We start from the raw sequence: 23,430 nt of genomic DNA, 5'->3' as shown, positions 1-23,430 counted from the left end.
ATTGACCGGAATTAATGGTTTAGAATGCGGCTTAAAAACACGCGCGCCCGCTCCTCTTTCGGCGCCGCGAAAAACTCCTCAGGCGGCGCTTCCTCTAAAATGCGCCCTTGATCCATAAAGACGATGCGGTCGGCCACCTCGCGGGCAAACCCCATTTCGTGGGTGACGACAACCATCGTCATCCCTTCTTTCGCCAGCTGCTTCATGACATCGAGCACCTCGCCGATCGTTTCCGGGTCCAGCGCCGATGTCGGCTCGTCAAACAGCATGATTTTCGGTTTCATCGCCAATCCGCGGGCGATGGCGACGCGCTGCTGCTGGCCGCCGGACAGCGCGGACGGATAGGCGTTCGCTTTGTCTGGGATTCCGACTTTTTCTAAGTAATACATGGCGATTTCATTCGCCTCTTTTTCGGACATGCCGAGCACTTTGCGCGGCGCCAACGTGATGTTTTGCAAAACAGTCATGTGCGGGTATAGGTTGAAATGTTGAAACACCATGCCGATATTGCGCCGCAGTTCGTTAATGTTGACGCCTTTGTCGTTCACTTTGACGCCGTCCACGATCAATTCGCCGCTTGAGATCGTCTCGAGCCGGTTGATGCAGCGCACGAGCGTGCTTTTGCCCGAGCCGGATGGCCCGATGATGACGACGACTTCCCCTTGGTTGATCGTCAAGTTAATGTCTTTCAACACATGAAAATCGCCGTAGTATTTGTTGACTTGGTGGAAATAAATCAATAGCCCCCCTCCTTTGTGACAAATTTGTGAATGTTTTTCGAATTGATTGTAAATGCGCATCTACGAAAATCTACGGAAATCTACAAAAATTTTTGTTTTTCTGATGTGAAACTTGAAGAAGAACTGACTGCCCTTGCGGCTGTAGGTCGGATTCGGCGCCGTTTTGGCCCGTTTTCTCAGACATTACATGTTTTTTGAATAGTGAGGCAAATATCTTTGCAAATAAACAGCCAAGGATTATAATTAGGACATGAAGAATTTGGAATTGATTGCCGTCAAAAGGAGAGGGGGGCGAAGGTGAAGTATCGAAAACTCGGCCGCACGGGGCTGAAAGTTAGTGAGATTAGTTTAGGCAGCTGGCTTACATATGGAAATTCAGTGGAAAAAGAAACCGCGATCCGCGTCATTGACAAGGCGTACGAACTTGGCATCAACTCGTTTGACACGGCGAACGTCTACGCGCGCGGGGAAGCGGAAAAAATCGTCGGCGAGGCGCTGCGCAAATATCCGCGCGAATCGTATGTCATCGCGACGAAAGTGTTTTGGCCGATGGGCGATGGTCCGAACGACCGCGGCCTGTCGCGCAAGCATGTGTTTGAGCAGCTCCATGCGAGCTTAAAGCGGCTGCAACTGGATTATGTCGATATCTACTACTGCCACCGCTATGACAAAGAAACGCCGGTCGATGAGACGTTGCGCACGATCGACGACCTCGTCCGCCAAGGAAAAGTGCTGTATGTCGGCGTGAGCGAATGGACGGCCCAACAAATTCAAGAGGCGCTCGGCGTGGCCGACCGCTACCTGCTCGATCGGATCGTCGTCAACCAGCCGCAGTACAACATGTTTCACCGTTATATTGAAAAGGAAGTCATCCCGGTGTGCGAACAAAACGGCATCAGTCAAATCGTCTTCTCGCCGCTCGCCCAAGGGGTGCTGACCGGCAAATACAAACGAGGTCAAGCGTTGCCGGCGGACAGCCGCGCCGCTGATCCAAGAGCGAATACGTTTATTCAAGGATTGCTCAATGACGAAGTGTTAACGAAAGTGGAACAACTCGAAAAAATCGCGGCTGAGCTTGGCATTACGTTGTCCCAGCTCGCCCTCGCCTGGGTGCTGCGCCAGCCGAACGTCGCCAGCGCCTTAATCGGCGCCAGCCGCCCGGAACAAGTCGAAGAGAACGTCAAAGCGGTCGATGTCGTGCTCAGCGAAGATGTGTTGGAGAAAATTGAGGGGATTTTGGCGTAGCAGGCCAACGAGCCGTTCTCCCGAAGATGAGGTTTGGGTCGGGAGGATGGCATTTTTTATGGCTGTTAATTGTGTTCAGGAGGACTTTTATTTTCCTTTGTTGAAATAAACAGCGCCATTGTACAGAAATAAGGGCAAATTTCATTTTTTATATTGACTGTTCGGAAAATTTTGATTAACATAAAAATATCAGGCCTGATGAACTACATTGATAAACTTCGTTTTATAATATAAAACATAATCAATTAGACGCCTTTTAATTTTTTCGCTGTTTTCAAAACCGAGTTCTACTATATCAAACCGCACGATGTTAGTTTTTTAAACAGGTATCTTCCAACGTTTAGAAACGGGTTCAGAAACTTGCTTTTTGAAAGCACTTTCTGAAAGCGCTTAATATCTGGCTTAATAGTAGTTAACCCTCATATTTTTCTCTAATAAAAACAGTGTTGCAAAAGGAGTTGATGGTATCATGAGACGAATGGCAGTTTTTTCGGCAATCTTATCCTTGTTGCTTCTGCTGCTTTCCGGCTGCGGGAGCTCCGGATCCAAATCAACGGTCGGAGGGAAAACAGGTGGAACTAGGGTAATCAAGGTGGCCAATTATTTTGCCGAAAGTCACCCACAAAATGTTGCGTTGCGTGAAAAGTTTAAAAAGATCGTTGAGGAGAAATCCGGCGGCAGTCTTAAGGTCGAGATTTATCCCAATAGTGCTTTAGGTGCAGAGCAAGAGTTTTACAACGGTGTTCGCAATGGCACGATTGAGATGGGGATTCCGGGGTTGATTATGCAAAATGACATCCCTAAAATGGGAGTTCCTGAATGGCCGTTCTTATTCAAAGATTTTGAACATGTGAAAAAAGTGTTGAATGGTCCGATCGGAAAAGAAATTACTGCAGAGCTTGAGGCGAAACATGGTGTTGTTCCGCTGGCGTGGAGTGCAAATGGGTTCCGGATGTTTTCTTCAAATAGAACGATCGACTCAATCGACGATTTTAAAGGATTGCGCCTGCGGATGCCTAATATCCCCAACTATATTACGATTGGAAAATTGTTGGGAGCTAACGTGACCCCATTGCCGATTTCGGAAGTGTTCACTGCTTTAGAGCAAAAAGTGGTAGACGGGCAAGACAACCCAATTGCGACATTGCGGGCTTCCGGGTGGTACGAAGTTCAAACAGATGTATTGGAGTCAAAGCATATGTTTAGCCCGAATGTGTATGTGGTCAATAAAAAGTTTTGGGACAGTTTGACGGACGAACAACGGAAAATTATTCAAGAAGCAGCTAAAGAGGCAGCCAACTATGAATTTGAACTGATGGAAAAGAGCTACGAGGAAGACAAGAAGTTTTTGCAAGAACATGGGATTAAATTCACCACTCCTAGCGATGAGTTTGTGAAGCAAATGGAAAAAGCTGTGCAGCCGCTATATGACGAGCTGTTCAAAAAATATGACTGGGCTGAAGACTTGTATAAGAGAATCAAAGCAGAGGCGGAATAAGATAAGCCAAAAGTCAAAAGGGTGATGGAATTGTTCAAAAAGGCAGGGAAATTTTTGGATGGTGCTCTGAATGTATTGATGGCCGCGACGCTTGCTTTCATGTGCATTTTGGTATTCGGCAACGTCGTGCTCCGCTATGGGTTTAACTCCGGCATCACCTGGTCGGAAGAAATGTCGCGCTTTCTCTTCATTTGGATGTCGTTTCTTGGAGCCATTGGCGCTTTAAAAGACAACGACCACTTAGGCGTCGACACGCTGCTTAGGAAACTGCCGCCCCGAGCCAAACAGGTGGTTTTTGTCATCAGCAATGCCATTGTACTCTATGTGCTCTACCTGCTTCTTGATGGGAGTTGGAAAATTACGCTCAGCAGCATCGGGAGCCGGGCCCCGGCCACCGGTCTGCCGATGGCGTTCATCTACGGGACCGGGCTTGTTGTGAGCATCGGCATGGGCCTCATCATTTTGTATCATTTGTATCAGGCGCTGTTTCGCCCCGGAGCGATTGATGAGCTGACGAAAATGAAAGAATCAGAAGAAATCATCACTGCCTCTCCACACGAAACGACAGAGGTGTCGATCGAACGAAAGCAAGGCGCTGCTGGAGGTGAGCGGTAAATGGCGTTGGTCGTCTTTATCGGATCGCTGCTAGGAGTCATGGCGCTTGGGATGCCGATCGCGTTTGCGCTCTTGGTCAGCGGCGTCGCGCTGATGTTTTATTTGGATATTTTTGATACGCAAATCATTGCGCAAAACTTGATCAGCGGCGCGGACAGCTTTCCGCTGATGGCGATTCCGTTCTTTATGCTGGCCGGGGAGCTCATGAACGCCGGCGGCATTTCGCGGCGGATCATCCGCTTTGCGATGGCGCTTGTCGGCCATATCCGCGGCGGGCTCGGGTATGTGGCGATCATCGCGAGCGTGCTGTTCGCCGGGTTGTCGGGGTCGGCGGTGGCTGATACAGCGGCGCTTGGAGCCATTCTCATCCCGATGATGGTCAAAGCCGGATACAATCGCAACCGGTCGGCCGGCCTCATCGCCGCCGGCGGCATCATCGCGCCGATCATCCCGCCGAGCATTCCGATGATCATTTTCGGGGTGACAAGCGGCGTGTCGATCACGAAGCTGTTTATGGCCGGCATTGTTCCCGGGATTTTGCTTGGAATTTCACTGGCCATCTGCTGGTGGTGGGTGACGCGCCGGGATCAAGTCGAGGTGCTCCCGCGCCAATCGGCAAAAGAAATTTGGCGGGCGACCCGCGAGGCGTTTTGGGCGCTGCTGCTGCCGGTGATCATCGTCGGCGGGCTGCGCGGAGGAGTGTTTACGCCGACCGAGGCAGCGGTGGTGGCCGCGTTTTACGCGTTGATTGTCGGCTTGTGCATTTACCGTGAGCTGAAGGTGAAAGACTTGTTTCACGTGCTCGTGGCCGCGGCGAAAACGACAAGCGTCGTCATGTTTTTGGTGGCGGCGGCCATGGTGTCGGCCTGGCTCATTACGGTCGCCAACATTCCGGCGATCGTGACAGATGTGCTTGCGCCGTTTATCGATCATCCGTTGGCGCTGCTTTTGGCCATTAACGCGTTGGTGCTGTTGGTCGGAACGGCGATGGATTTGACGCCGACGGTGCTCATTTTGACGCCGGTGTTGATGCCGATTATTCAAAAAGCGGGAATCGATCCGGTGTACTTCGGGGTATTGTTTATTTTAAACAACTGCATCGGGCTGCTCACGCCGCCGGTCGGCACGGTGCTGAACGTCGCCTGCGGAGTGGCGAAAATCAACATGGAAGACATCATGAAAGGAGTTTGGCCGTTTTTGCTTGTGGAGACGCTTCTGTTGCTTCTGTTGATTTTCTTCCCGTCTCTCGTCACTGTGCCGCTTGGGTGGTTTACGGGCAGTTGATGAATATTCCTATTAAATAGTAAGGGGGTTGCGAGGGCTATGAAAAAAAGAAATGTGATCAGAAAGATCATGACCTGCTGCATAGCTATGGGCTTGCTTTTCCTGACCGCGTGCAGTTCAGGAACGACTCAAGGAGGGGATGCTGGCAAGAACGAATCGAAAGGAATTCAACCGCGAGTGATTAAAGCGGGAATTGGCTTGAACGAAGACCATCCGCAAGGCCAAGGATTGCTCAAGTTCAAAGAGATTGTTGAGGAAAAAAGCGGCGGCAAACTCAAAGTTCAAACATATTTCAGTGCTACTTTGGGTGACGACTTGAAAATGACTGAGGCACTTCAAGGCGGGACTCAGGAAATTACAATTCCATCGACTTCACCGCTTGTTGGGATGATCAAAGAGTTCGGTATTTTCGATTTTCCGTTCCTCTTTAACACGCCTGAAGAGGCTGACGCTATTTTAGACGGGCCGATAGGCCAAAAATTGTTGGAGAAACTGCCGGAGCACGGGTTGATTGGGCTTGGTTACTGGGAAAATGGATTTCGGAACGTAACAAACAGCAAACATGCCATCAAGACAGCCGGCGATTTTAAAGGATTGAAGTTGCGGACGATGCAAAATGAAGTGCATATTGATGCGTTTAAAGCGCTCGGCGCCAATCCGACGCCAATGCCTTTCTCGGAAGTGTTCACAGCGTTGGAAAGCAACACAATTGATGGTCAGGAAAATCCATTGGCAACGATTAAGTCAAATAAGTTTTACGAAGTACAAAAATATTTGAGCTTGACCAAGCACGTTTACACTCCATTCGTGTTCCTTGTCAGCAAGAAGTTTTGGGATCAGTTATCACCTGAAGAACAAAAGATTTTGCAGGACGCTGCGGTTGAAGCCGGAAAATATCAACGTCAACTGAGTCGGGAAGAAGATCAAAAGGCATTGGAAGAGTTGAAAAAGACAGGTATAAACATCAATGAAGTCAGCGATCAAGAACGTGAAAAAATGGCTGAAATCATTAAACCTGTCGTTGAGAAATACGCGAAAGAATTTGGTGAAGATCTTGTGAATGAACTTTACAGCGAATTAGATAAAGTACGGCAGTGAAAACAATAGGCCGACAGTTGAGAGGAGGGGGCAATGAGCGTTTGCCCTCTTCCTTCCGAAATGCACTGAGGATTAAGCGATCAATTAGAGATCGAGGGAAGATACAGATGAAAATCATTAATGATATGCTCAAAAATATTCCCATTCCTAAAATGATAAAGGTAAGGCAAAATTTTTACGCCCCGGAAATTGCCGATGTCCCTAAAGCAGTTCATCAGAGCATCAACCAAGCAGGTGTTTTGGAACGGATTTCCCCGGGCGACCAAGTCGCTATCGCTGTTGGAAGCCGGGGCATTGCCGATATCTCGGTGATTGTCCGGGAAGTCGTAAATGCGGTAAAGCAAGCGGGGGCATCCCGTTTATCGTGCCGGCGATGGGAAGCCATGGAGGGGCGACAGCGGAAGGACAGAAAGAGGTACTCGCTCATTTAGGGGTAACAGAAGAATTTGTCGGGGCGCCGATTCACTCGAATATGGATGTTGTTGAAGTGGGGAGGCTGGACAACGGATTGCCGGTCTACATAGACAAACTCGCTTATGAGGCAGACAAAATCATTGTCATCAATCGAGTTAAGCCCCATACGGCGTTTCGCGGACTGGTGGAAAGCGGATTAATGAAAATGATTACGATCGGGCTCGGCAAGCAAAAAGGGGCGGAAGCAGCCCATCAGTACAGTTTCAAATACATGGCCCGGCACGTAGTCGATATGGCGAAGATTGTGATTCAACAAGCGCCGATTATTTTCGGTGTCGCTGTGTTAGAAAATGCCTACGACCGTCCCGCCAAAATTGTAGCAGTGCCAGCCGAGCAGTTTGAAACGGTGGAACCTGAACTGTTGGTTGAGGCGAAATCGCTCATGCCGAGAATCATGTTTAACCCAATTGATGTGCTTGTCGTCGATGAAATTGGAAAAGATATTTCCGGTGACGGGATGGACCCGAACATTACAGGAAGGTACGCGACCCCTTATGCGAGCGGCGGTCCGGACGTCACACGAATCGTCGTGCTGGGTCTGTCAGAAAAAACGGATGGCAATGCTAATGGAATCGGCTTAGCTGATATTACAACAAAGAAAGTGAAAGAACAGATCATTTGGGAAAAAGGTTTTGCAAACGCCTTGACAAGCACTGTCGTTTCTGTTGTCAAATTGCCGATGTTTTTGGAAACAGAAGAGCTGGCGGTGAAAGCAGCGATCAAAACATGCAATGCGTTTGATCTCAAAAAGGTGAGAATGGTCAGAATCAAGAATACGCTGGCGCTTCGAGAGATTTGGATTTCCGAAAGTCTTTTAGATGAAGCGCGCCAAACAGAAGGGATAGAGATTTTGTCGGCGCCGATGGAGATGGATTTTTCAAACGAACAAACATGGGGATGAGGGGAGATTCATAATGCCAGCGGTTGTTTATCCACGAATTGAAAGCCAGGTCAACCCATACCGGGATAATGTGCAAGGAAAGGCTAATGAGCCGATATGTGTCGCTGGGCTGCTTGACCGTTCGAAGCAAATTTTAGGTTCCGAGTTAAAGGGGATGCAACCAGATTGGACGCTCGAGGAAATTTACGATCGGTTGCACCATAACGCTCCGCGGATTGCGATTATCGGTGGCTCATCAGACCACCCGGCGCACATTATGGATTATCAGACGATCGCTCGAGCAGCGATTCGCATTTGGCAAAACGGAGGTGTGCCGTTTCAGTTTTCAACACCGGTGATGTGTGATGGAACGGCGCAGAGCAACCAAGGGATGAGTTATTCGTTGCAAAGCCGCAACGCCGTAGCACAAATGATCGTCAACCAGCTGGAAGCGCACAGCTATCACGGAGCGTTTGTCATCCAAGGATGCGACAAGCAACCGCTTGGAGTAGTCAGCGCGTTGGCACACCTTGACCGCGTTCGTCGGGAGCGGGGAGAGCCGCCTTTCTTCGCTACGTTTGCACCCGCACATGTGTTAAAAGGAGGAACGATTCCTCCTAAGTTATATGCCGAACTGGAGGAGGTTGCCCGTAGAGCGGAGTTGGCAGGTGAAGAAGATATTGCCTACGATTTGCGGGATGCATTATCGTACATTTTGCAGTGTTCTTCTAATACGGCTTTTCAAGGAGTTCTCGAACGGGCGAGAGGGAAAGGAATTATCACAAAAGAACAACACGAAGACTATGAAAAACGGCTAGCCGTAGCGACATGCGACAGCCAAGGAGGAGTGTGCGCTTTTAATGGGACTGGCAACAGTTCGCGGCATTTGATTGCTGGGTTAGGATTAATTCATCCTGCCTTGGAATTATTGACCGCCCCGCCGACGCAGGAGCAAGTTAATGCTGCCTTAGATAGCTTGGCGCTTTTAATGAATGATCCGGTGTACGGGGCAGCCAATATTATGGCGGCGAACATTAAAAACGCGATTCGCATTCACAGCGCTACCGGTGGATCGACAAACATTATGATGCATATTGTTGCGGCGATGCTTTATGGTGGATATCAATTTGACTTATGGGAGTATGACAATATCCATCATGAAGTGCCGGTGCCCGATTTATTTGATTACAGTTTAACGGAAGGACGAGACATTTTTGCATTAGCGATTCAATGTTGCAGCGGGAAAATCAGAGGGATGGAAACGGTATTCCACGAATTACTAAGCAATGGGGTGCCGATGGATGTCGATGCCCCGACCGTTACGGGGACGACGTGGAGAGAAAGACTTTCTGTCAATCAGGAACAGTTGCCCGCTGAAAACGTCAAAAACAATCCAATCATCTTATCCAAGCCGAGACGACCATTCAGTGGTGTTGATGTTTTGTCGGGGAACTTCTTTGAAAGTGCGGTTGTCAAAATCAGCGGTATGTCGACAAAGCAAATCGATGAGTTTGACAAGAAAGTGGCCTTTGTCTTGTATTACGAAAACGAGGATGAGGCGAATCAAGGGCTGCTTGATGTTCACTTGTTGGAAAAGCTAAAGCACAGCCGTTGTTTCCGACATCAAAGCTTATTGGCTGCATTGCAGCACAATGCTCCGCACTTGTTTGACGAATGGAAAGACCGAGAATATGATGATTTGTTTGATGCAATGGCCAAAGAAGGTGTGTTGAAAATTGCAGTGGTTATTGCCGGCCAAGGGCCGGAGGCGTTCGGAATGCCGGAGATGTTTACCCCGATGCAACATATTAACGCAAATCGGCAATTGAAACGGATCGCGACTTTGATTAGTGATGGACGATATTCAGGCGTCACATACGGAGCGGCCATCGGACATATGACTCCTGAGGCCATCCGCGGCGGGGGAATTTTGTACTTGAAAACAGGCGATCTTTTATATATCGGGCTTCGCGAGCGGAAAATTGAATTCGTGAATGAATGGTTGTTCCAAAATGGAAAGCTGGTATTCGAGTTTGAAAGTGTGAAACAAGAGAGAGCGGAAATAGCCAATCAACGCATGGCCAACATGCGCCAACGGCAACGGCGCATCGCGGCGAGCAACCGGTTGATCGGGCATACCGATGCTGCCCATGGGGTTGTCCCGCTCCATATTGCCGAAGAGGCGGTATATGATTACAAAAAGGATGTCGTTCTTCCGACAGTAAAAAAAATATAAAGGGTGGACCAAAGGGATTCGTGCTTTTCACCCTCACGTATTATAATAGAACTATAGCTGATTTCCTAACATGATGCAGAAAACTTCTAGAGAAGAGGGTGAAGGCATTGCCATTGATTCAAGCTGTGGACCGTGCTCTCCGTATTTTAGATTTATTTGACGAGTATGAGACAGAGCTTAAAATTACCGATATCAGCGAACGGATGCAGCTTCATAAAAGCACGGTGCATTCACTGTTGAAAACGTTGCAACACCACCATTATATTGAACAAAATCCAGAAAATGGTAAATATCGACTCGGGATGAAGTTGTTTGAACGCGGGAATTTAGTCATCCGTCATCTCGATATTCGCTCTGTTTCCAAAAAGCATTTGATTGATCTTTCTATCAAAACGGGGAACACGGTCCATTTAGTAATTCTTGATGGTAAAGAAGGAATCTATATCGATAAAGTCGAAGGAACATCGGGGACGGTATTGTATTCAAGAATTGGACGGAGGGTTCCGATTCACAGCAGTGCGGTCGGGAAAGCGCTCGTCGCCTTCAAAAGCGAGAAAGAGTTGAAAGAACTTTTGCGAGGGTATGTGTATAAACGACATACCGCCAATACCATTGCAAGCGAGGAGGAATTTCTTCAGGAGCTCGAGCGGGTGCGAAGCAACGGTTATGCTTTAGACAGAGAGGAAAACGAGCCGGGCATCACATGCGTCGCTGTTCCTGTCCGTGACCATTCAGGGAATGTCATTGCAGCGATCAGCATATCCCAGCCTTCCGCTAAAGTGGACGATCTTGTCCTTAATACGGAAATTCGTCTGCTTCAAAGCGCCGCTGAACAAATTTCACGAGAAATGGGATACGTTCAGCACGGACATCTCTCTGTCTAAACTGTGCGATTTCTTTTTGACAATATGATAAAACCTAGTTTTTTAATATAAAACGATAGGGGAGAGGACTATGAGAATTATCCGCTATATTGAAGATTCGCACGTTGTATTGGCTGCCATGACGGACGATCATACTATATATCCACTGCCATTTGCCGATTTAATGGATGTCGTCCGCGAGGCCAAGAAGAATCAACTGTCCGTTTTTTGCTACATTCAAACCATAATCAGTGGGAAGCAGGGGGTGAAAAAAGAATTAGCCGAATTGCATCTTCTCGTTCCCATCGTCGCTCCTGAAGTATGGGCTTCCGGAGTCACGTATGAGAAAAGTCGGGATGCGAGGAACTACGAAACATCTGAAAAAATAGACGGTCAAGAGACGTGCTATGACCGGGTTTACCATGCAGAAAGGCCGGAAATCTTCCTTAAATCTACTGCTGCCCGTACAGTAGGCCCGAATGCCCCCGTTTATTTGCGCAGCGACTCAAATTGGCAAATCCCTGAGCCCGAACTCGGATTGGTGATCACCGGAGAAGGGGAAATCGTAGGATATACGATTGGAAACGACATGAGTTGCCGAGACATCGAGGGAGAAAATCCATTATACTTACCGCAGGCAAAAATATGGAAACATTCGTGCGCCATTGGACCGGCGATCCGATTAGCGGAGACAGTGGAAGACCCATATAACTTGCAAATTATTTGTCGCATTTACCGCAACGACCAACTTGTTGTTGAGGAAAGTGCCAATACAAGACAGTTGAAAAGAAGATACGATGAGTTAGTGTCTTTCTTGCTTCGCGACAATAAGGTGTTTGACGGCACAGTATTATTGACAGGAACATGCATTGTTCCACCGAATCAGTTCACGCTTGAAGACGGGGATCGAATTGAAATTGAGGTTCCTGAGATCGGGGTGTTATCCAATCCAGTAAAATCGCCGGTAAAACAAACTATTGCTAATAAATAAAAGAGGGAGTGGGAGAAAAGATGGCTGTGCAAACAGAAATCAAAACGTATTTAAACTACATTGATGGTAGTTGGGTCGGTTCGGTGAGCAAGAACGTCGAACCGAGCATCAATCCAGCAAATCGAAATGACATTGTCGGGTATGTTCCGCGCTCGACACTGGAAGATTTAAACGCGGCTGTAGCTGCGGCCAAACAGGCGCAGAAATCGTGGTGGAAGCGATCTGGGATCGAGAGAGGAGAGTACTTGTATAAAGCGGCGCTTCTTTTAGAGCAGCGCCTTGAGGACATTGCCGAAACGATGACAAGAGAAATGGGAAAAACTTTGGCCGAGGCAAAAGCGGAGACGATGAGGGGCGTTCATATATTGCGTTACTATGCGGGTGAAGGAGCGCGGAAAATTGGCGATGTCATCCCATCGAGCGACAGTGGAGGGCTCATGTTCACAACCCGCGTTCCGCTTGGTGTGGTTGGCGTCATTTCACCGTGGAATTTCCCCGTCGCGATTCCGATTTGGAAAATGGCGCCGGCGCTTGTGTACGGAAATACGGTCGTGCTCAAACCGGCAAGCGAAACAGCTGTGACAGCGGCGAAAGTGATTGAATGCTTCCATGAAGCGGGCTTCCCGAAAGGGGTCGTCAATATGGTGTGCGGTTCTGGATCCGTCATTGGTCAAGGGATCGCGAACCATCCAGATGTTGATGGCGTCACCTTTACCGGCTCCAACACGGTTGGAAAACAAGTCGGAAGAGCGGCATTTGAGCGCGGGGCCAAATACCAGCTCGAGATGGGGGGGAAAAACCCGGTTATTGTGGCCAAAGACGCCGATTTGGATCTCGCTGTTGAGGGGACGATCAGCGGTGGTTTGCGCTCAACGGGGCAAAAATGTACAGCCACAAGCCGCGTTTTTATTGAGCGGGAAGTGTACGAACCGTTTAAAGAAAAACTTCTTGAACGGGTGAAACAGCTGAAAATCGGGAATGGCATGGATGCTGAAACGTGGATGGGGCCATGCGCCAGTGAATCGCAGCTTAATACGGTTTTATCCTATATTGAAAAGGGAAAAGCTGAAGGCGCCAAATTGATTTATGGAGGCAATAGATGTACAGAAGGCGAACTGGCCAATGGTTTTTACGTCGAGCCGACGATTTTTGAAGAGGTCGACCTTCAAATGACGATTGCCCGCGAAGAAATCTTTGGCCCAGTATTGGTGTTGATTCCAGTCGACAGCATTGAGGAGGCGATTGAATTGGCCAACGATACAGAATATGGGCTGAGCGCCTCGATCTATACGAAAAACATTGGGAATATTCTTGACTTCATTAAGGATATTGAGGCGGGAATGGTCAAAGTCAACGCAGAAACAGCGGGGGTTGAGTACCAAGCACCGTTTGGCGGAATGAAGCAATCAAGCTCACATTCTCGGGAACAAGGACAGGCGGCCATTGAGTTTTTCACAACAATCAAAACTGTATTTGTGAAAGCCTAATTAAGCAATAGGTTTTACAGAATAGCACATAGGTGTCCCATTACTAGGGGACACCTTCTCACCGAATAGTTTTATGGACAATGACAACGGAAAGGGGGAGAGTGGGTTGGAGAAACATTTATTGCAGAAGAGAGAGCAGCTCATCCATATTCTTAAGGGAATGGGAAATGTATTAGTTGCTTTTTCCGGCGGGGTAGATAGCACGTTTTTATTGGCAATGGCAAAAGAGGTACTGGGCGATCAGGTGCTTGCCGTGACTGCTGTTTCGGAAACATTTCCAACTCGTGAAGTGCAACATGCAACTAAACTGGCGGAGCAAATAGGGGTTAAACATATAAAAATTCAAATTAATGAACTCAAGAATGAGGACTTTGTCAAAAATGATCTTTATCGCTGTTTCCACTGCAAAAACAATTTATACACCCATTTAGGAGAATTAGCTAGAAAATATAGTGAGACTTACACTGTTGTTGATGGCTCCAACATGGATGATCTAGGGGAATATCGTCCAGGGCTTCAGGCGGCTAGGCAGCTCGGGGTTCGGAGTCCTCTTCAAGAAGCGGAGCTATACAAGAAAGAGATTCGAATTTTATCGAAAGAAATGGGCCTGGAAACATGGGATAAACCGTCGTTCGCTTGTTTATCTTCTCGCATTCCTTATGGACAAAAAATTACAAAAGAGAAAATCGAGCAACTGGACCAGTCTGAAGAATTCCTTTTCAATCTCGGCTTCCGTCAGATTCGTGTTCGTCACCATGGAGAAATAGCGAGAATCGAAGTGTTGCCTGAAGAGATGGAAATGGTGATCAGGCATCGTCAAACGATTTATAACAAGTTGAAAGAGTTAGGTTTTTTATATGTGACCCTTGATCTTAGAGGATATAAATCTGGAAGTATGAATGAGATGTTAGAAAAGGGAATGGTGAAATGAGCGAGGTTATAAAAGAAACGCTGAACAAGTTAAAAGAAGGGAGCATTTCGGTAGAGGAAGCATATCGAACCCTAGCCTCCTATGATCATCTCGGATATGCCACATTAGATATTCAGCGGGAGCGAAGAAAAGGATTTCCGGAGATCATTTTTGGAGAAGGGAAATCAAGGGAGCATTTACTTGGTATTTTTGAACGATTAATGAGATTTCATAAAAAGGTGGTTGCTACACGCGTTGATCAAGAGAAAGCTTCTTACCTGACGGCCAACCTCAAGGAACGTTATCCAACGGAACATTTTGAGTATCGGAATGATTGCAATATTTTTTATTGGATTTCTCATGATTATGTCGAAATAAAAAACCAGGTTATATAGCGGTTGTTAGCGCGGGGACATCAGATTTTTCTGTTGCTGAAGAGGCGGCGGTAACGGCTGAGTTATTAGGGTGCGAAGTAAAGCGAATATATGATGTAGGCGTTGCGGGTATTCACCGATTACTCGACAAAATCGAAATGATTGAACGTTCCCGTGTCGTCATTGTAGTTGCTGGGATGGAAGGAGCACTCGCGAGTGTGGTCGGTGGACTTGTTTCCAAACCGGTTATCGCTGTTCCTACAAGTGTTGGATATGGTGCAAACTTTCGAGGGCTCTCAGCTTTGCTTACTATGTTGAATTCATGTGCAAGCGGTGTTTCCGTCGTGAATATTGATAACGGGTTTGGTGCGGGGTATTATGCTGCTACAGTCATGGCCGTTATTGAGCAGGCTGTTGCTGAGGCCAAAACGTTAGGGAGAGAAGAAAAATGAAGATTTTGTACTTGGACTGTTTTTCCGGAATCAGCGGCGATATGATGGTGGGCGCTCTCGTGGATGCGGGCGTGCCACCGGAGAAAATTGAGGTGGAACTGAAAAAATTACCTCTGTCAGGTTATCAATTGCAATGGGGCAAGGTGATGAAAAAAGGGATTTCTGCTACGAAATTCGATGTCATTATGCTAGAGAACATCGAGGATAGTCATGATCATGAAAGACATCATGCTCATAGGCATTATTCAGATATTGTCGATATGATTGAGCGTTCGGAATTAAACGTGGAAGTCAAAAAACGAAGCGAACAAATTTTTCATTGTATTGCTGTTGCAGAGGCAAAAATCCATGGCATTCCCATTGAAAAAGTTCATTTTCACGAGGTTGGAGCTGTTGACTCTATTGTTGACATTGTCGCTACAGCGATTGCACTCACGGAACTTCATGTCGACTATATTGTTTCTGCACCTGTCCCGTTAGGATACGGATCCATTCGTTGTGCACATGGCATATATCCCATTCCAGCCCCGGCAACGTTAGAAATTCTTCAGGGCGTGCCAGTCATTTCTAACCATTTGCCGTTTGAATTGACGACTCCGACTGGGGCTGGGATTATCAAAAGTCAAGTGAATTCATACGGACCAATTCCATCAATGAAAATATCAGCAGTTGGATACGGTGCTGGAACACGTGACTTGCCCGATCAACCAAACGTGTTGCGGGTAGTAATCGGGGAGAGGATTCATACAAGATTGGATAGTCTGCCGTTATCCCATTCGAAAGAAGAGACGGTTTATATTCTTGAGTGTCAGCTGGACGATATGCCAGGAGAAGCGCTTGGATATGTGATGGATGGGCTCTTTCAAAAAGGAGCGCTTGATGTATTTTATACTCCTGTTTTTATGAAGAAAAACCGTCCCGGTGTTCTTTTGACGGTTTTGACTTCAGCAACTCATGTAGAGCAGTGCGAGCAATTTATGCTGAAAGAGACAACGACTCTTGGCATTCGAAAAGATATCTGGGTGCGAGAGGTTTTAGAAAGAGACGTTGTGACCGTTGCTACATTGTACGGAAATATTCGCGTTAAACAGGCTATACACAAGGGAAAGGTGATCAGGCAGATGCCGGAGTATGAGGATGTGAAGGAAGCAGCCCTCACTCATCAGGTAGCATTTTTAGACGTTTATGCAGAAGCTGCGGAACAGGCTAGAAGAAGGATAAAAGGGGAATGACGAATGGAGGCAGGGGTCGTTTCAACGTTAATAGCTGGTCTGTTGTTGGGGATAAAGCATTCTTTCGAGCCGGATCACGTGATAGCCGTTTCAACTATTGCAAGCAAAAGCAAAAGTTTGTTTCGTTCTTTATTAGCGGGTGTATGTTGGGGATTAGGTCATAGTTTCGTTTTGATTATGGTTGGTTTGTTGGTTATTGTGCTAAAATTTCAAATTCCTCCGAAAATTGAATCAGGTTTTGAAATCGCGGTTGGGATGATGCTTGTTTATTTAGGGGGAAGCTCGTTGTTTGCCATGAATAGACGAAGTGGTTATCTTTCTTTGGATAAAGTAAATAACATGATCTACGCTAAATCGATCGCGATTGGCGGAATACATGGCCTAGCAGGAAGTGCAGCTTTAACCATTCTCGTTTTGTCAACAGTAGATAATGTTGCTGTCGCGGCTTTATACATTTTGGTTTTTGGTGCAGGAACCATTATTGGAATGGCTTGTTTTACTACTGCTTTAGCGCTTCCTATTGTGCTGGGCAGGGCGCGTCTCAATATAGGGAAAGCGCTGGAGTTTACAACAGCATTGGCCAGCCTTTGTTTTGGAGGATATTATTTATACTGCCATATATGAAAGGGGAAACAAAAATGTCTTATGACTTGAAAGGTATTATTCCTCCAGTTGTCACCTTATTCAATGAGAAGGGCGAGTTTGATTGGGAAGCAAATTATCTTCTCGCCGACTACTTGATTGAGCGAGGCGTTCACGGATTGCTCTATATGGGAAGCACAGGGGAGTTTTCCACTTTGATGACCGAAGAGAGGAAAAATTTTGCGGAGCGGATGATACGATACATAGATGGACGTGTTCCAGTTCTCATTGGCACAGGGTCGACATCGCTAAAGGAGACAATTTCTTTATCACAACATGCTGAATCGATCGGAGCGAGCGGTGTACTCGTTGTTAACCCGTTTTATTGGAAATATACGGAGCGCCAGCTATATGACTACTATATAAGCGTGGCTCAAAGCATTCGTATCCCTTTGTTGATTTACAATATCCCATTGCTGACTGGGCAGGATTTGTCTTCGGATCTTGTGTTGAGGCTCGCATTGGATCAGGAAAATATTGCTGGAATTAAAGACACGACAGAGAAACTAGGACATATTCGCCAGTTGATCCGCATTAAGGAACAGAGAAAGGATTTCGTCGTGTTTGCCGCTTTTGACGATCTTCTTTTTCCATCCTTGCAAATGGGGGCTGCCGGCGCTATCAACGGTACGGCTGTGTTTTGTCCCGAGCTGTCCGTCAGGCTGTTTGAGAGCTTTCAAGCCCAACAATATGAAGAGACGTTCAGGGTAAACGCATCGATTTTGCAGCTTATGGAGATTTACGAGCTTTCTCAACCGCTGTTTCTTGCGATTAAAGAGGCCGTTCATCAGTTGATTTTAGGTCGGCAGACAGCACTGAGGCTGCCTTTAAAAGAGTGCGCGGATTTGAAAGAACGTGTCCGTATTTTTCTGAAAAAACATAATCTTCATATAAACAAAGTGAGAAAATAGAAAAGAGCGTTTTCAGAATGGCTACATAGAAAATGAAGGGGTGGTCAACATGTTTATGAAGGAAACACGAGAGTTTCTTGAATCGCTAGGTTATCCAGGTGGTGACTGTTACGATCTTCCTACTTCCGCCAAACGCTTCCCCGATGGGGCACAATATCGCGTGGAGATTCCGAGCGTTGAAGGGCCGCGGGCGCTTGAGGCGGTGCTTGAGGAAGCGGATCGTCTAGGGGTCACGATTCACCGAGTATCGCAGGGAAGTGGAATCATGCTCTTGACAGATGAGGAGATCAGCGATATGTGTCAAATGTGCGCGAGCCGGGGGATTGAACTCAGCCTGTTCGTCGGCCCGAGGGGCACTTGGGACATCAGTGCGTTGCCGTTCACTTCCTCTGGAAAAGCGGCTGGGCTTCGCCATGAAGGAATGGATCAGCTAGTTTATGCTATTGAGGACCTGAAACGAGCAGCCCAGTTAGGAGTAAGAGGGGCTTTAGTGGCAGATGAAGGGTTGTTGCTTTTAACAAAAGAAATGAAACATCGAGGGATATTGCCGCAAAACTTTGTCATCAAGGTGTCGGTACAAATGATGGCCTCAAATCCGGTATCAATTAAGCTGATGGAGCAGTTGGGGGCTGACACATATAACGTTCCGACTGCCTTAACTTTGCCGAAGCTGGCAGCGATCCGCCAGACGGTTAACCTTCCTCTTGATGTGTACGTGGAAGTACCCGACGGATTCGGTGGATTCATTAGACATTATGAGATCCCTGAGATCATCCGTATTTTGGCGCCTGTTTATATTAAGTTCGGTTTGCGCAACCATCCAGACGTCTATCCATCCGGGAAACACTTGGAATCGGTGAACATTGAATTATGTCGGGAACGAGTGCGTCGGGCGGCGCTAGGAATGCGGATCGTTGAACAATATTATCCGGAAGCGGTTACGTCAAAATTAGGCGCTGAAGGGTTAGGCGTTCCAGTGACAGGCGTGCAAAATGCCAAGGTCTAAGTAGGAAAGGAGCCTTGATAGATCAACATTTCTAGAGGGAGGGATACAATGTCGCCCTATCGTTTCGTAATCTTAAACCCAAAAGACAACGTCGCCACTGCCTTGGATTTTATTCCAGCTGGAAGCGTCGTAAAAATTACCTATCAAAACCGGGAACAGGACATCACCATAAAGCAACCTATTGAGTTTGGGCACAAGTTTGCCATTGTGCCAATCAAACAAGGAGAAGATGTTTTAAAGTATGGGGAAGTAATCGGGGTTGCTTCGAATGATATTGCCGAAGGAGAGCACGTTCACGTCCATAACGTGGAAGGAAAAAGGGGAAGGGGAGATCGAAAGCATGGAAAACGCTCAATTTTGGGGGTATAGACGTCCTGATGGACGGGTGGGAGTTCGAAACCATGTGCTCATTTTACCGACCATTGTGTGTGCTACTCAGGCGGCAAGACAAGTGACGGAGCTGGTCCATGGCACGGTCACTTTCATTCATCAGCACGGATGCGCCCAAGTAGGAGTGGATTATGAACAGACGTTCCGTACGTATGTCGGCATGGGAACAAATCCGAACGTATATGGCGTCGTGGTGATGGGGCTTGGCTGTGAAACCCATCAAGGAAGAAGCGTGGCTCAAGAAATTGCAAAAAGCGGCAAGCCGGTTGAGCTTGTATCTATTCAAGATCATGGTGGAACACTCGGGGCGATTGCCGAAGCGGCGAGAATCGCCACGAAAATGGTGCAAGATGCTTCGACAGTCATGCGCGAGCCGTTTGATGTCAGCGAATTGATTGTTGGAACGGAGTGCGGTGGATCCGATGCATGCTCCGGTCTTTCCGCTAACCCGGCGGTTGGGTATGTCAGCGACATGATTGTCGATAGAGGGGGAACGGTCGTTTTAGCGGAAACGACTGAACTGATTGGAGCCGAACACCTTTTAGCCAGCCGTGCCGTTAATGATCGAGTGGCGAAAAGGGTCTATGAAGTCATTGAAGCCATGGAGAAACGGGCCATTATGATGGGAGTGGACATCCGCACTGGGAATCCAAGCCCTGGAAACCGAAAGGGGGGACTCACCACTCTCGAAGAAAAATCGCTTGGAGCAGCAGCCAAAGCTGGAACGAGACCTTTGCAAGAGCTGATCAATTATGCTGAGCGTCCGACAAAAAAAGGGCTCGTTTGGATGGACACTCCGGGGCATGATATTGAGCAGCTGACAGGAATGGTTGCTGGCGGGGCGCAGATCGTATTGTTTACGAGTGGGCGCGGCACGCCAACCGGATCGCCGATTGCACCGGTAATCAAAATCGCTACGAATACCCCAATGTTTGAGCGGATGAGGGAAAATATGGATGTCAATGCTGGCACAATTATCGAAGGAAAAGAGTCGCTTGAATCCGTAGGGAGGAGAATTTTCGATGAATTGCTCCTTACTGCCTCGGGAAAGCTGACCAAATCTGAGATCTTAAAACAGCACGACTTTGGTATTTGGAGAATTGGACCGACATTTTAAACCGATGTTTCGGTCGATGATGAAAGCAAACGCTTGGAGGGCTCATCATGAAAACGCTCGACGTCGTCACATTTGGAGAAACGATGGTCTTATTTACATCCGAAGCCATGACTCCGCTTGAGTACAGCAGTCATTTTTCGAAACAAATTGGGGGAGCTGAATCGAACGTCGCCATCGGGTTACAAAGACTCGGCCATTCCGTCGGCTGGTTTAGCAAGTTAGGAAATGACCCGTTTGGAAGGTATATCCATAAATTTGTGAGGGGCGAGGGAGTTGATACATCCCGATGCATTTATACGGATGAAGCTCCAACAGGGATTTTCTTTAAAGAGAAACGTTCGCCTTCGAATATAAAAGTCTATTATTATCGCAGGAACTCGGCAGCTAGTTTGCTGTCTCCTGACGACTTGGATGAAGAGTATATCGCCAATGCAAAGTTTCTTCATATTACGGGAATTACCCCCGCCCTCAGCACGTCGTGCCGAGAGACGGTGTTCAAAGCTATAGAAATAGCGAAACGGCATCGTGTCAAAATTGTGTTTGACCCGAACATTCGACTGAAGCTATGGACGATTGAAAAGGCAAGACAGGTGCTTATGGAAATCGCGGCAGAGGCAGATATTATCTTGCCGGGTCTTGATGAAGGAGAGTTGCTGTCCGGTCGAAATACCCCGAGGATATTGCCCGTTTTTTTGGAGAGGAAAAACTGGTCATCATTAAGCTGGGAGAGCGTGGGGCGTATTATCAGTTTGGCTGCGAAGAAGGATATGTCAGAGGATTTGCTGTGACGCAGATCGTGGATCCGGTGGGAGCGGGAGACGGCTTCGCTGCTGGGGTTATTAGTGGACTTTTGCAGAACGTGCCAATCTCTGAGGCGGTTAGGCGAGGGAATGCAGTCGGTGCGATCGTGGTGGGGACGAATGGAGATGTTGAAGGGTTGCCAACTAGAGAAGAACTCGATGAATTTTTGCAAGGTGCCGCGTACCAACGAGATGTAAAACGATAAAGGGGGAGAGACAAGTATGGATAAACTTGAGCATTTAAACCGGCTGAAGCAATCTAAATTGGTCGCGGTAATTCGAAAACCGAAACGGTCGCAAATTTTTCAGATTGCTGAGGCTCTTATCGACGGGGGAGTCGAGGTGCTCGAAGTGACGGTGGATAGCCCTGGCAGTTTTGAGATGATCGCTGCACTGAAGGAAACGTTCGGAGATAAGGCGATCGTTGGCGCAGGGACTGTCCTCGATGCGGAGACAGCCAAACGGGCGATAGAAGCTGGTTCAGACTTCATTTTTTCGCCTATTTTCGATCAAGAAATGGTCTCTTTAACCAATCGATACGGGAAAATCTCTATTCCTGGCGTGATGACCCCGACGGAAATCGTTAAGGCGTATCAAATGGGAGCTGACCTGTTGAAAGTATTTCCAGCCGGTTCTTTAGGCCCGAAATATTTTAAGGAGCTAAGCGGTCCGCTGGGACATATTCCACTGATGCCGACAGGTGGTGTAACGTTGGATAATGCGGCGGAGTTTATCCGCAACGGTGTGGTTGCTGTAGGGGTAGGAAGCGCTTTATTAGATAAACGGGCTATTGAAGAAGAGAGATTTGATGTAATTAGGGAAACAGCGCAAAAATTTGTTGAAACGGTCAGAAACGCTTTATCAAGAGAGGGAGAATGAACATGAAAATAACGAAGTTCGAGACGTTTCTTGTCCCGCCGCGGTGGCTGTTTTTAAAAATCAGCACGGATGAAGGAATCTCGGGGTGGGGGGAGCCGATTGTCGAAGGAAGAGCCGGTACCGTACGAGCAGCGGTGGAGGAGCTCAGCGACTACTTGATCGGCAAAGATCCACTGGCAATTGAGGAGCATTGGACCGTTCTTTACAGGGGGGGATTTTACCGTGGAGGCCCCATTTTAATGAGCGCCATCTCGGGAATTGATCAGGCGCTTTGGGATATTAAAGGGAAATACTTCAACGCCCCGGTTCATCAATTGCTTGGCGGCCCGGTTCGCGATTCTATTCGGGTTTACAGTTGGATTGGCGGCGATCGTCCAAGCGACGTTGCCGAAGCGGCTAAAAAAGCGAAAGAAACGGGGTTTACGGCAGTAAAAATGAATGCAACAGAGGAGCTTCAATATATTGATTCGTTTAAAAAGATTGAGGAAGCGGTCGAAAGGGTGGCCGCGGTACGTCAAGTGACAGGTGACGAATTTGGAATTGGAGTCGATTTCCATGGGCGTGTTCACAAGCCGATGGCGAAAATTTTAGCGAAAGAGCTTGAACCATATCACCCAATGTTTATTGAGGAACCAGTATTACCCGAACATAATGAAGCGTTAAAAGAAATTGCTAGACATTCCAATATTCCGATCGCAACCGGCGAACGAATGTTTTCACGCTGGGACTTCAAAACGGTTTTATCTGACGGGTACGTCGATATCATTCAGCCTGATCTTTCTCATGCCGGCGGTATTACCGAGGTAAGAAAAATTGCTGCAATGGCTGAGGCATACGATGTTGCTTTAGCTCCCCATTGTCCGTTGGGGCCGATTGCACTGGCAGCCTCTTTACAAGTGGATGCTGTGTCGTACAACGCTTTTATCCAAGAACAAAGCCTTGGCATTCATTATAATCAAGGGAATGATCTTCTTGACTATTTAGTGGATCCCTCTGTGTTTGAGTATCGAAACGGGTATGTCAAAATTCCACAAGGCCCCGGTTTAGGAATACAGATTAACGAAGAGTATGTGAGAGAAATGGCAAAGGTTAGACATAATTGGAAAAATCCCGTTTGGCGTCATGCTGACGGTTCCGTTGCTGAATGGTAGATATAAAAGCAGTTTTTTGGGATTTCGGCTTTTCACCCACAAAATATGCTTAACAAAAACAGACTCAAAGACTCGATGATAGAGAAAATCAAAATGGATTTTCTCCTTTTTGTTCCATCTTGTTTGGAGCAACATTGCAATCATGATTGTCTAAA

19 protein-coding genes and 3 pseudogenes are annotated in these 23,430 nt (G+C 47.4%); 21 read left to right on the top strand and 1 reads right to left on the bottom strand.

From position 1 onward, the window contains the following. Positions 1 to 11: 11 nt before the first annotated feature. A complete protein-coding gene (locus A0V43_RS07520) occupies positions 12 to 740 on the bottom strand; it encodes an amino acid ABC transporter ATP-binding protein (protein ID WP_015375048.1) in 729 nt (242 codons plus the stop codon). Between the two features lie 297 nt (positions 741 to 1,037). Here A0V43_RS07520 and A0V43_RS07515 point away from each other — a divergent pair, with 297 nt between their 5' ends. From A0V43_RS07515 to dgoD, 21 genes and pseudogenes are all read left to right on the top strand, one after another. Continuing rightward, on the top strand, positions 1,038 to 1,985 hold the full coding sequence (locus A0V43_RS07515) for an aldo/keto reductase family protein (RefSeq protein WP_013523972.1): 948 nt from the start codon (positions 1,038 to 1,040) through the stop codon (positions 1,983 to 1,985). A gap of 469 nt (positions 1,986 to 2,454) precedes the next feature. Continuing rightward, positions 2,455 to 3,483 carry a TRAP transporter substrate-binding protein gene (locus tag A0V43_RS07510; protein WP_063192777.1) on the top strand — a complete coding sequence of 343 codons (1,029 nt, stop codon included), beginning with the start codon at positions 2,455 to 2,457 and terminating at the stop codon, positions 3,481 to 3,483. A 24-nt stretch (positions 3,484 to 3,507) separates the two neighbouring features. After that, the gene (locus A0V43_RS07505) at positions 3,508 to 4,098 is read left to right on the top strand and encodes a TRAP transporter small permease (protein WP_063192776.1); all 591 of its coding nucleotides are present in this window, start codon (positions 3,508 to 3,510) and stop codon (positions 4,096 to 4,098) included. Next, a complete protein-coding gene (locus A0V43_RS07500; RefSeq protein WP_063192775.1) occupies positions 4,099 to 5,382 on the top strand; it encodes a TRAP transporter large permease subunit in 1,284 nt (427 codons plus the stop codon). Positions 5,383 to 5,421: 39 nt separating this feature from the next. Beyond that, positions 5,422 to 6,480, top strand: coding sequence for a TRAP transporter substrate-binding protein (locus tag A0V43_RS07495; RefSeq protein WP_063192774.1), 1,059 nt, complete (start codon positions 5,422 to 5,424; stop codon positions 6,478 to 6,480). Positions 6,481 to 6,587: 107 nt separating this feature from the next. Continuing rightward, positions 6,588 to 7,855 (top strand): annotated as a pseudogene (locus A0V43_RS07490) (lactate racemase domain-containing protein). A gap of 13 nt (positions 7,856 to 7,868) precedes the next feature. Further along, the gene (locus tag A0V43_RS07485) at positions 7,869 to 10,070 is read left to right on the top strand and encodes a dihydroxy-acid dehydratase domain-containing protein (RefSeq protein WP_063192773.1); all 2,202 of its coding nucleotides are present in this window, start codon (positions 7,869 to 7,871) and stop codon (positions 10,068 to 10,070) included. 107 nt (positions 10,071 to 10,177) lie between these two features. Beyond that, entirely contained in the window at positions 10,178 to 10,954 is a 777-nt protein-coding gene (locus A0V43_RS07480; protein WP_063192772.1) for an IclR family transcriptional regulator, read from the top strand. Positions 10,955 to 11,024: 70 nt separating this feature from the next. Continuing rightward, on the top strand, positions 11,025 to 11,924 hold the full coding sequence (locus A0V43_RS07475) for a fumarylacetoacetate hydrolase family protein (RefSeq protein WP_063192771.1): 900 nt from the start codon (positions 11,025 to 11,027) through the stop codon (positions 11,922 to 11,924). 20 nt (positions 11,925 to 11,944) lie between these two features. Beyond that, complete coding sequence (gene gucD, locus A0V43_RS07470; RefSeq protein ID WP_013145100.1) at positions 11,945 to 13,411, top strand: alpha-ketoglutaric semialdehyde dehydrogenase GucD; 1,467 nt, start codon at positions 11,945 to 11,947, stop codon at positions 13,409 to 13,411. Between the two features lie 106 nt (positions 13,412 to 13,517). After that, complete coding sequence (larE, locus tag A0V43_RS07465; protein ID WP_011231451.1) at positions 13,518 to 14,342, top strand: ATP-dependent sacrificial sulfur transferase LarE; 825 nt, start codon at positions 13,518 to 13,520, stop codon at positions 14,340 to 14,342. Further along, a pseudogene (gene larB / locus A0V43_RS19970) lies at positions 14,339 to 15,147 on the top strand (nickel pincer cofactor biosynthesis protein LarB). The gene larE and the pseudogene larB overlap by 4 nt, the downstream one beginning before the upstream one ends. Continuing rightward, positions 15,144 to 16,379 carry a nickel pincer cofactor biosynthesis protein LarC gene (larC, locus tag A0V43_RS07455; RefSeq protein ID WP_013145102.1) on the top strand — a complete coding sequence of 412 codons (1,236 nt, stop codon included), beginning with the start codon at positions 15,144 to 15,146 and terminating at the stop codon, positions 16,377 to 16,379. Before larB ends, larC begins: the two are co-directional and overlap by 4 nt. A 3-nt stretch (positions 16,380 to 16,382) precedes the next feature. Further along, a complete protein-coding gene (locus A0V43_RS07450; protein ID WP_063192770.1) occupies positions 16,383 to 17,003 on the top strand; it encodes an urease accessory protein in 621 nt (206 codons plus the stop codon). A gap of 14 nt (positions 17,004 to 17,017) precedes the next feature. Continuing rightward, positions 17,018 to 17,932, top strand: a complete 915-nt coding sequence (locus A0V43_RS07445; RefSeq protein WP_063192769.1) for a dihydrodipicolinate synthase family protein — start codon at positions 17,018 to 17,020, stop codon at positions 17,930 to 17,932. A 49-nt stretch (positions 17,933 to 17,981) separates the two neighbouring features. Then, complete coding sequence (locus A0V43_RS07440) at positions 17,982 to 18,938, top strand: U32 family peptidase (protein WP_013145105.1); 957 nt, start codon at positions 17,982 to 17,984, stop codon at positions 18,936 to 18,938. Between the two features lie 48 nt (positions 18,939 to 18,986). Next, complete coding sequence (locus A0V43_RS07435) at positions 18,987 to 19,307, top strand: UxaA family hydrolase (RefSeq protein WP_063192768.1); 321 nt, start codon at positions 18,987 to 18,989, stop codon at positions 19,305 to 19,307. Continuing rightward, entirely contained in the window at positions 19,279 to 20,445 is a 1,167-nt protein-coding gene (locus A0V43_RS07430) for a UxaA family hydrolase (RefSeq protein ID WP_063192767.1), read from the top strand. Before A0V43_RS07435 ends, A0V43_RS07430 begins: the two co-directional genes overlap by 29 nt. 47 nt (positions 20,446 to 20,492) lie before the next feature. Continuing rightward, positions 20,493 to 21,451: pseudogene (locus tag A0V43_RS07425) on the top strand (sugar kinase). A gap of 16 nt (positions 21,452 to 21,467) precedes the next feature. Further along, positions 21,468 to 22,124, top strand: coding sequence for a bifunctional 4-hydroxy-2-oxoglutarate aldolase/2-dehydro-3-deoxy-phosphogluconate aldolase (locus tag A0V43_RS07420; protein ID WP_011231442.1), 657 nt, complete (start codon positions 21,468 to 21,470; stop codon positions 22,122 to 22,124). A gap of 2 nt (positions 22,125 to 22,126) precedes the next feature. Next, positions 22,127 to 23,275, top strand: a complete 1,149-nt coding sequence (gene dgoD / locus A0V43_RS07415) for a galactonate dehydratase (RefSeq protein WP_063192766.1) — start codon at positions 22,127 to 22,129, stop codon at positions 23,273 to 23,275. The last annotated feature ends 155 nt before the right edge of the window (positions 23,276 to 23,430 follow it).

This window comes from Geobacillus sp. JS12, assembly GCF_001592395.1.
GTDB classification, from domain to species: domain Bacteria; phylum Bacillota; class Bacilli; order Bacillales; family Anoxybacillaceae; genus Geobacillus; species Geobacillus zalihae.
Note: the sequence above shows the minus strand (reverse complement) of the source record. Positions and strands in the feature narration are given on the sequence as shown.

What these genes read in the sequence shown, in the direction of transcription:
- larC (WP_013145102.1), top strand. Translation starts at nt 15,144, where the DNA reads ATGAAGATTTTGTACTTGGACTGTTTTTCCGGAATCAGCGGCGATATG.
- dgoD (WP_063192766.1), top strand. Translation starts at nt 22,127, where the DNA reads ATGAAAATAACGAAGTTCGAGACGTTTCTTGTCCCGCCGCGGTGGCTG.
- A0V43_RS07420 (WP_011231442.1), top strand. Translation starts at nt 21,468, where the DNA reads ATGGATAAACTTGAGCATTTAAACCGGCTGAAGCAATCTAAATTGGTC.
- A0V43_RS07495 (WP_063192774.1), top strand. Translation starts at nt 5,422, where the DNA reads ATGAAAAAAAGAAATGTGATCAGAAAGATCATGACCTGCTGCATAGCT.
- A0V43_RS07440 (WP_013145105.1), top strand. Translation starts at nt 17,982, where the DNA reads ATGTTTATGAAGGAAACACGAGAGTTTCTTGAATCGCTAGGTTATCCA.
- A0V43_RS07445 (WP_063192769.1), top strand. Translation starts at nt 17,018, where the DNA reads ATGTCTTATGACTTGAAAGGTATTATTCCTCCAGTTGTCACCTTATTC.
- gucD (WP_013145100.1), top strand. Translation starts at nt 11,945, where the DNA reads ATGGCTGTGCAAACAGAAATCAAAACGTATTTAAACTACATTGATGGT.
- A0V43_RS07485 (WP_063192773.1), top strand. Translation starts at nt 7,869, where the DNA reads ATGCCAGCGGTTGTTTATCCACGAATTGAAAGCCAGGTCAACCCATAC.
- A0V43_RS07500 (WP_063192775.1), top strand. Translation starts at nt 4,099, where the DNA reads ATGGCGTTGGTCGTCTTTATCGGATCGCTGCTAGGAGTCATGGCGCTT.
- A0V43_RS07475 (WP_063192771.1), top strand. Translation starts at nt 11,025, where the DNA reads ATGAGAATTATCCGCTATATTGAAGATTCGCACGTTGTATTGGCTGCC.
- A0V43_RS07505 (WP_063192776.1), top strand. Translation starts at nt 3,508, where the DNA reads ATGGAATTGTTCAAAAAGGCAGGGAAATTTTTGGATGGTGCTCTGAAT.
- A0V43_RS07430 (WP_063192767.1), top strand. Translation starts at nt 19,279, where the DNA reads ATGGAAAACGCTCAATTTTGGGGGTATAGACGTCCTGATGGACGGGTG.
- A0V43_RS07510 (WP_063192777.1), top strand. Translation starts at nt 2,455, where the DNA reads ATGAGACGAATGGCAGTTTTTTCGGCAATCTTATCCTTGTTGCTTCTG.
- A0V43_RS07435 (WP_063192768.1), top strand. Translation starts at nt 18,987, where the DNA reads ATGTCGCCCTATCGTTTCGTAATCTTAAACCCAAAAGACAACGTCGCC.
- A0V43_RS07450 (WP_063192770.1), top strand. Translation starts at nt 16,383, where the DNA reads ATGGAGGCAGGGGTCGTTTCAACGTTAATAGCTGGTCTGTTGTTGGGG.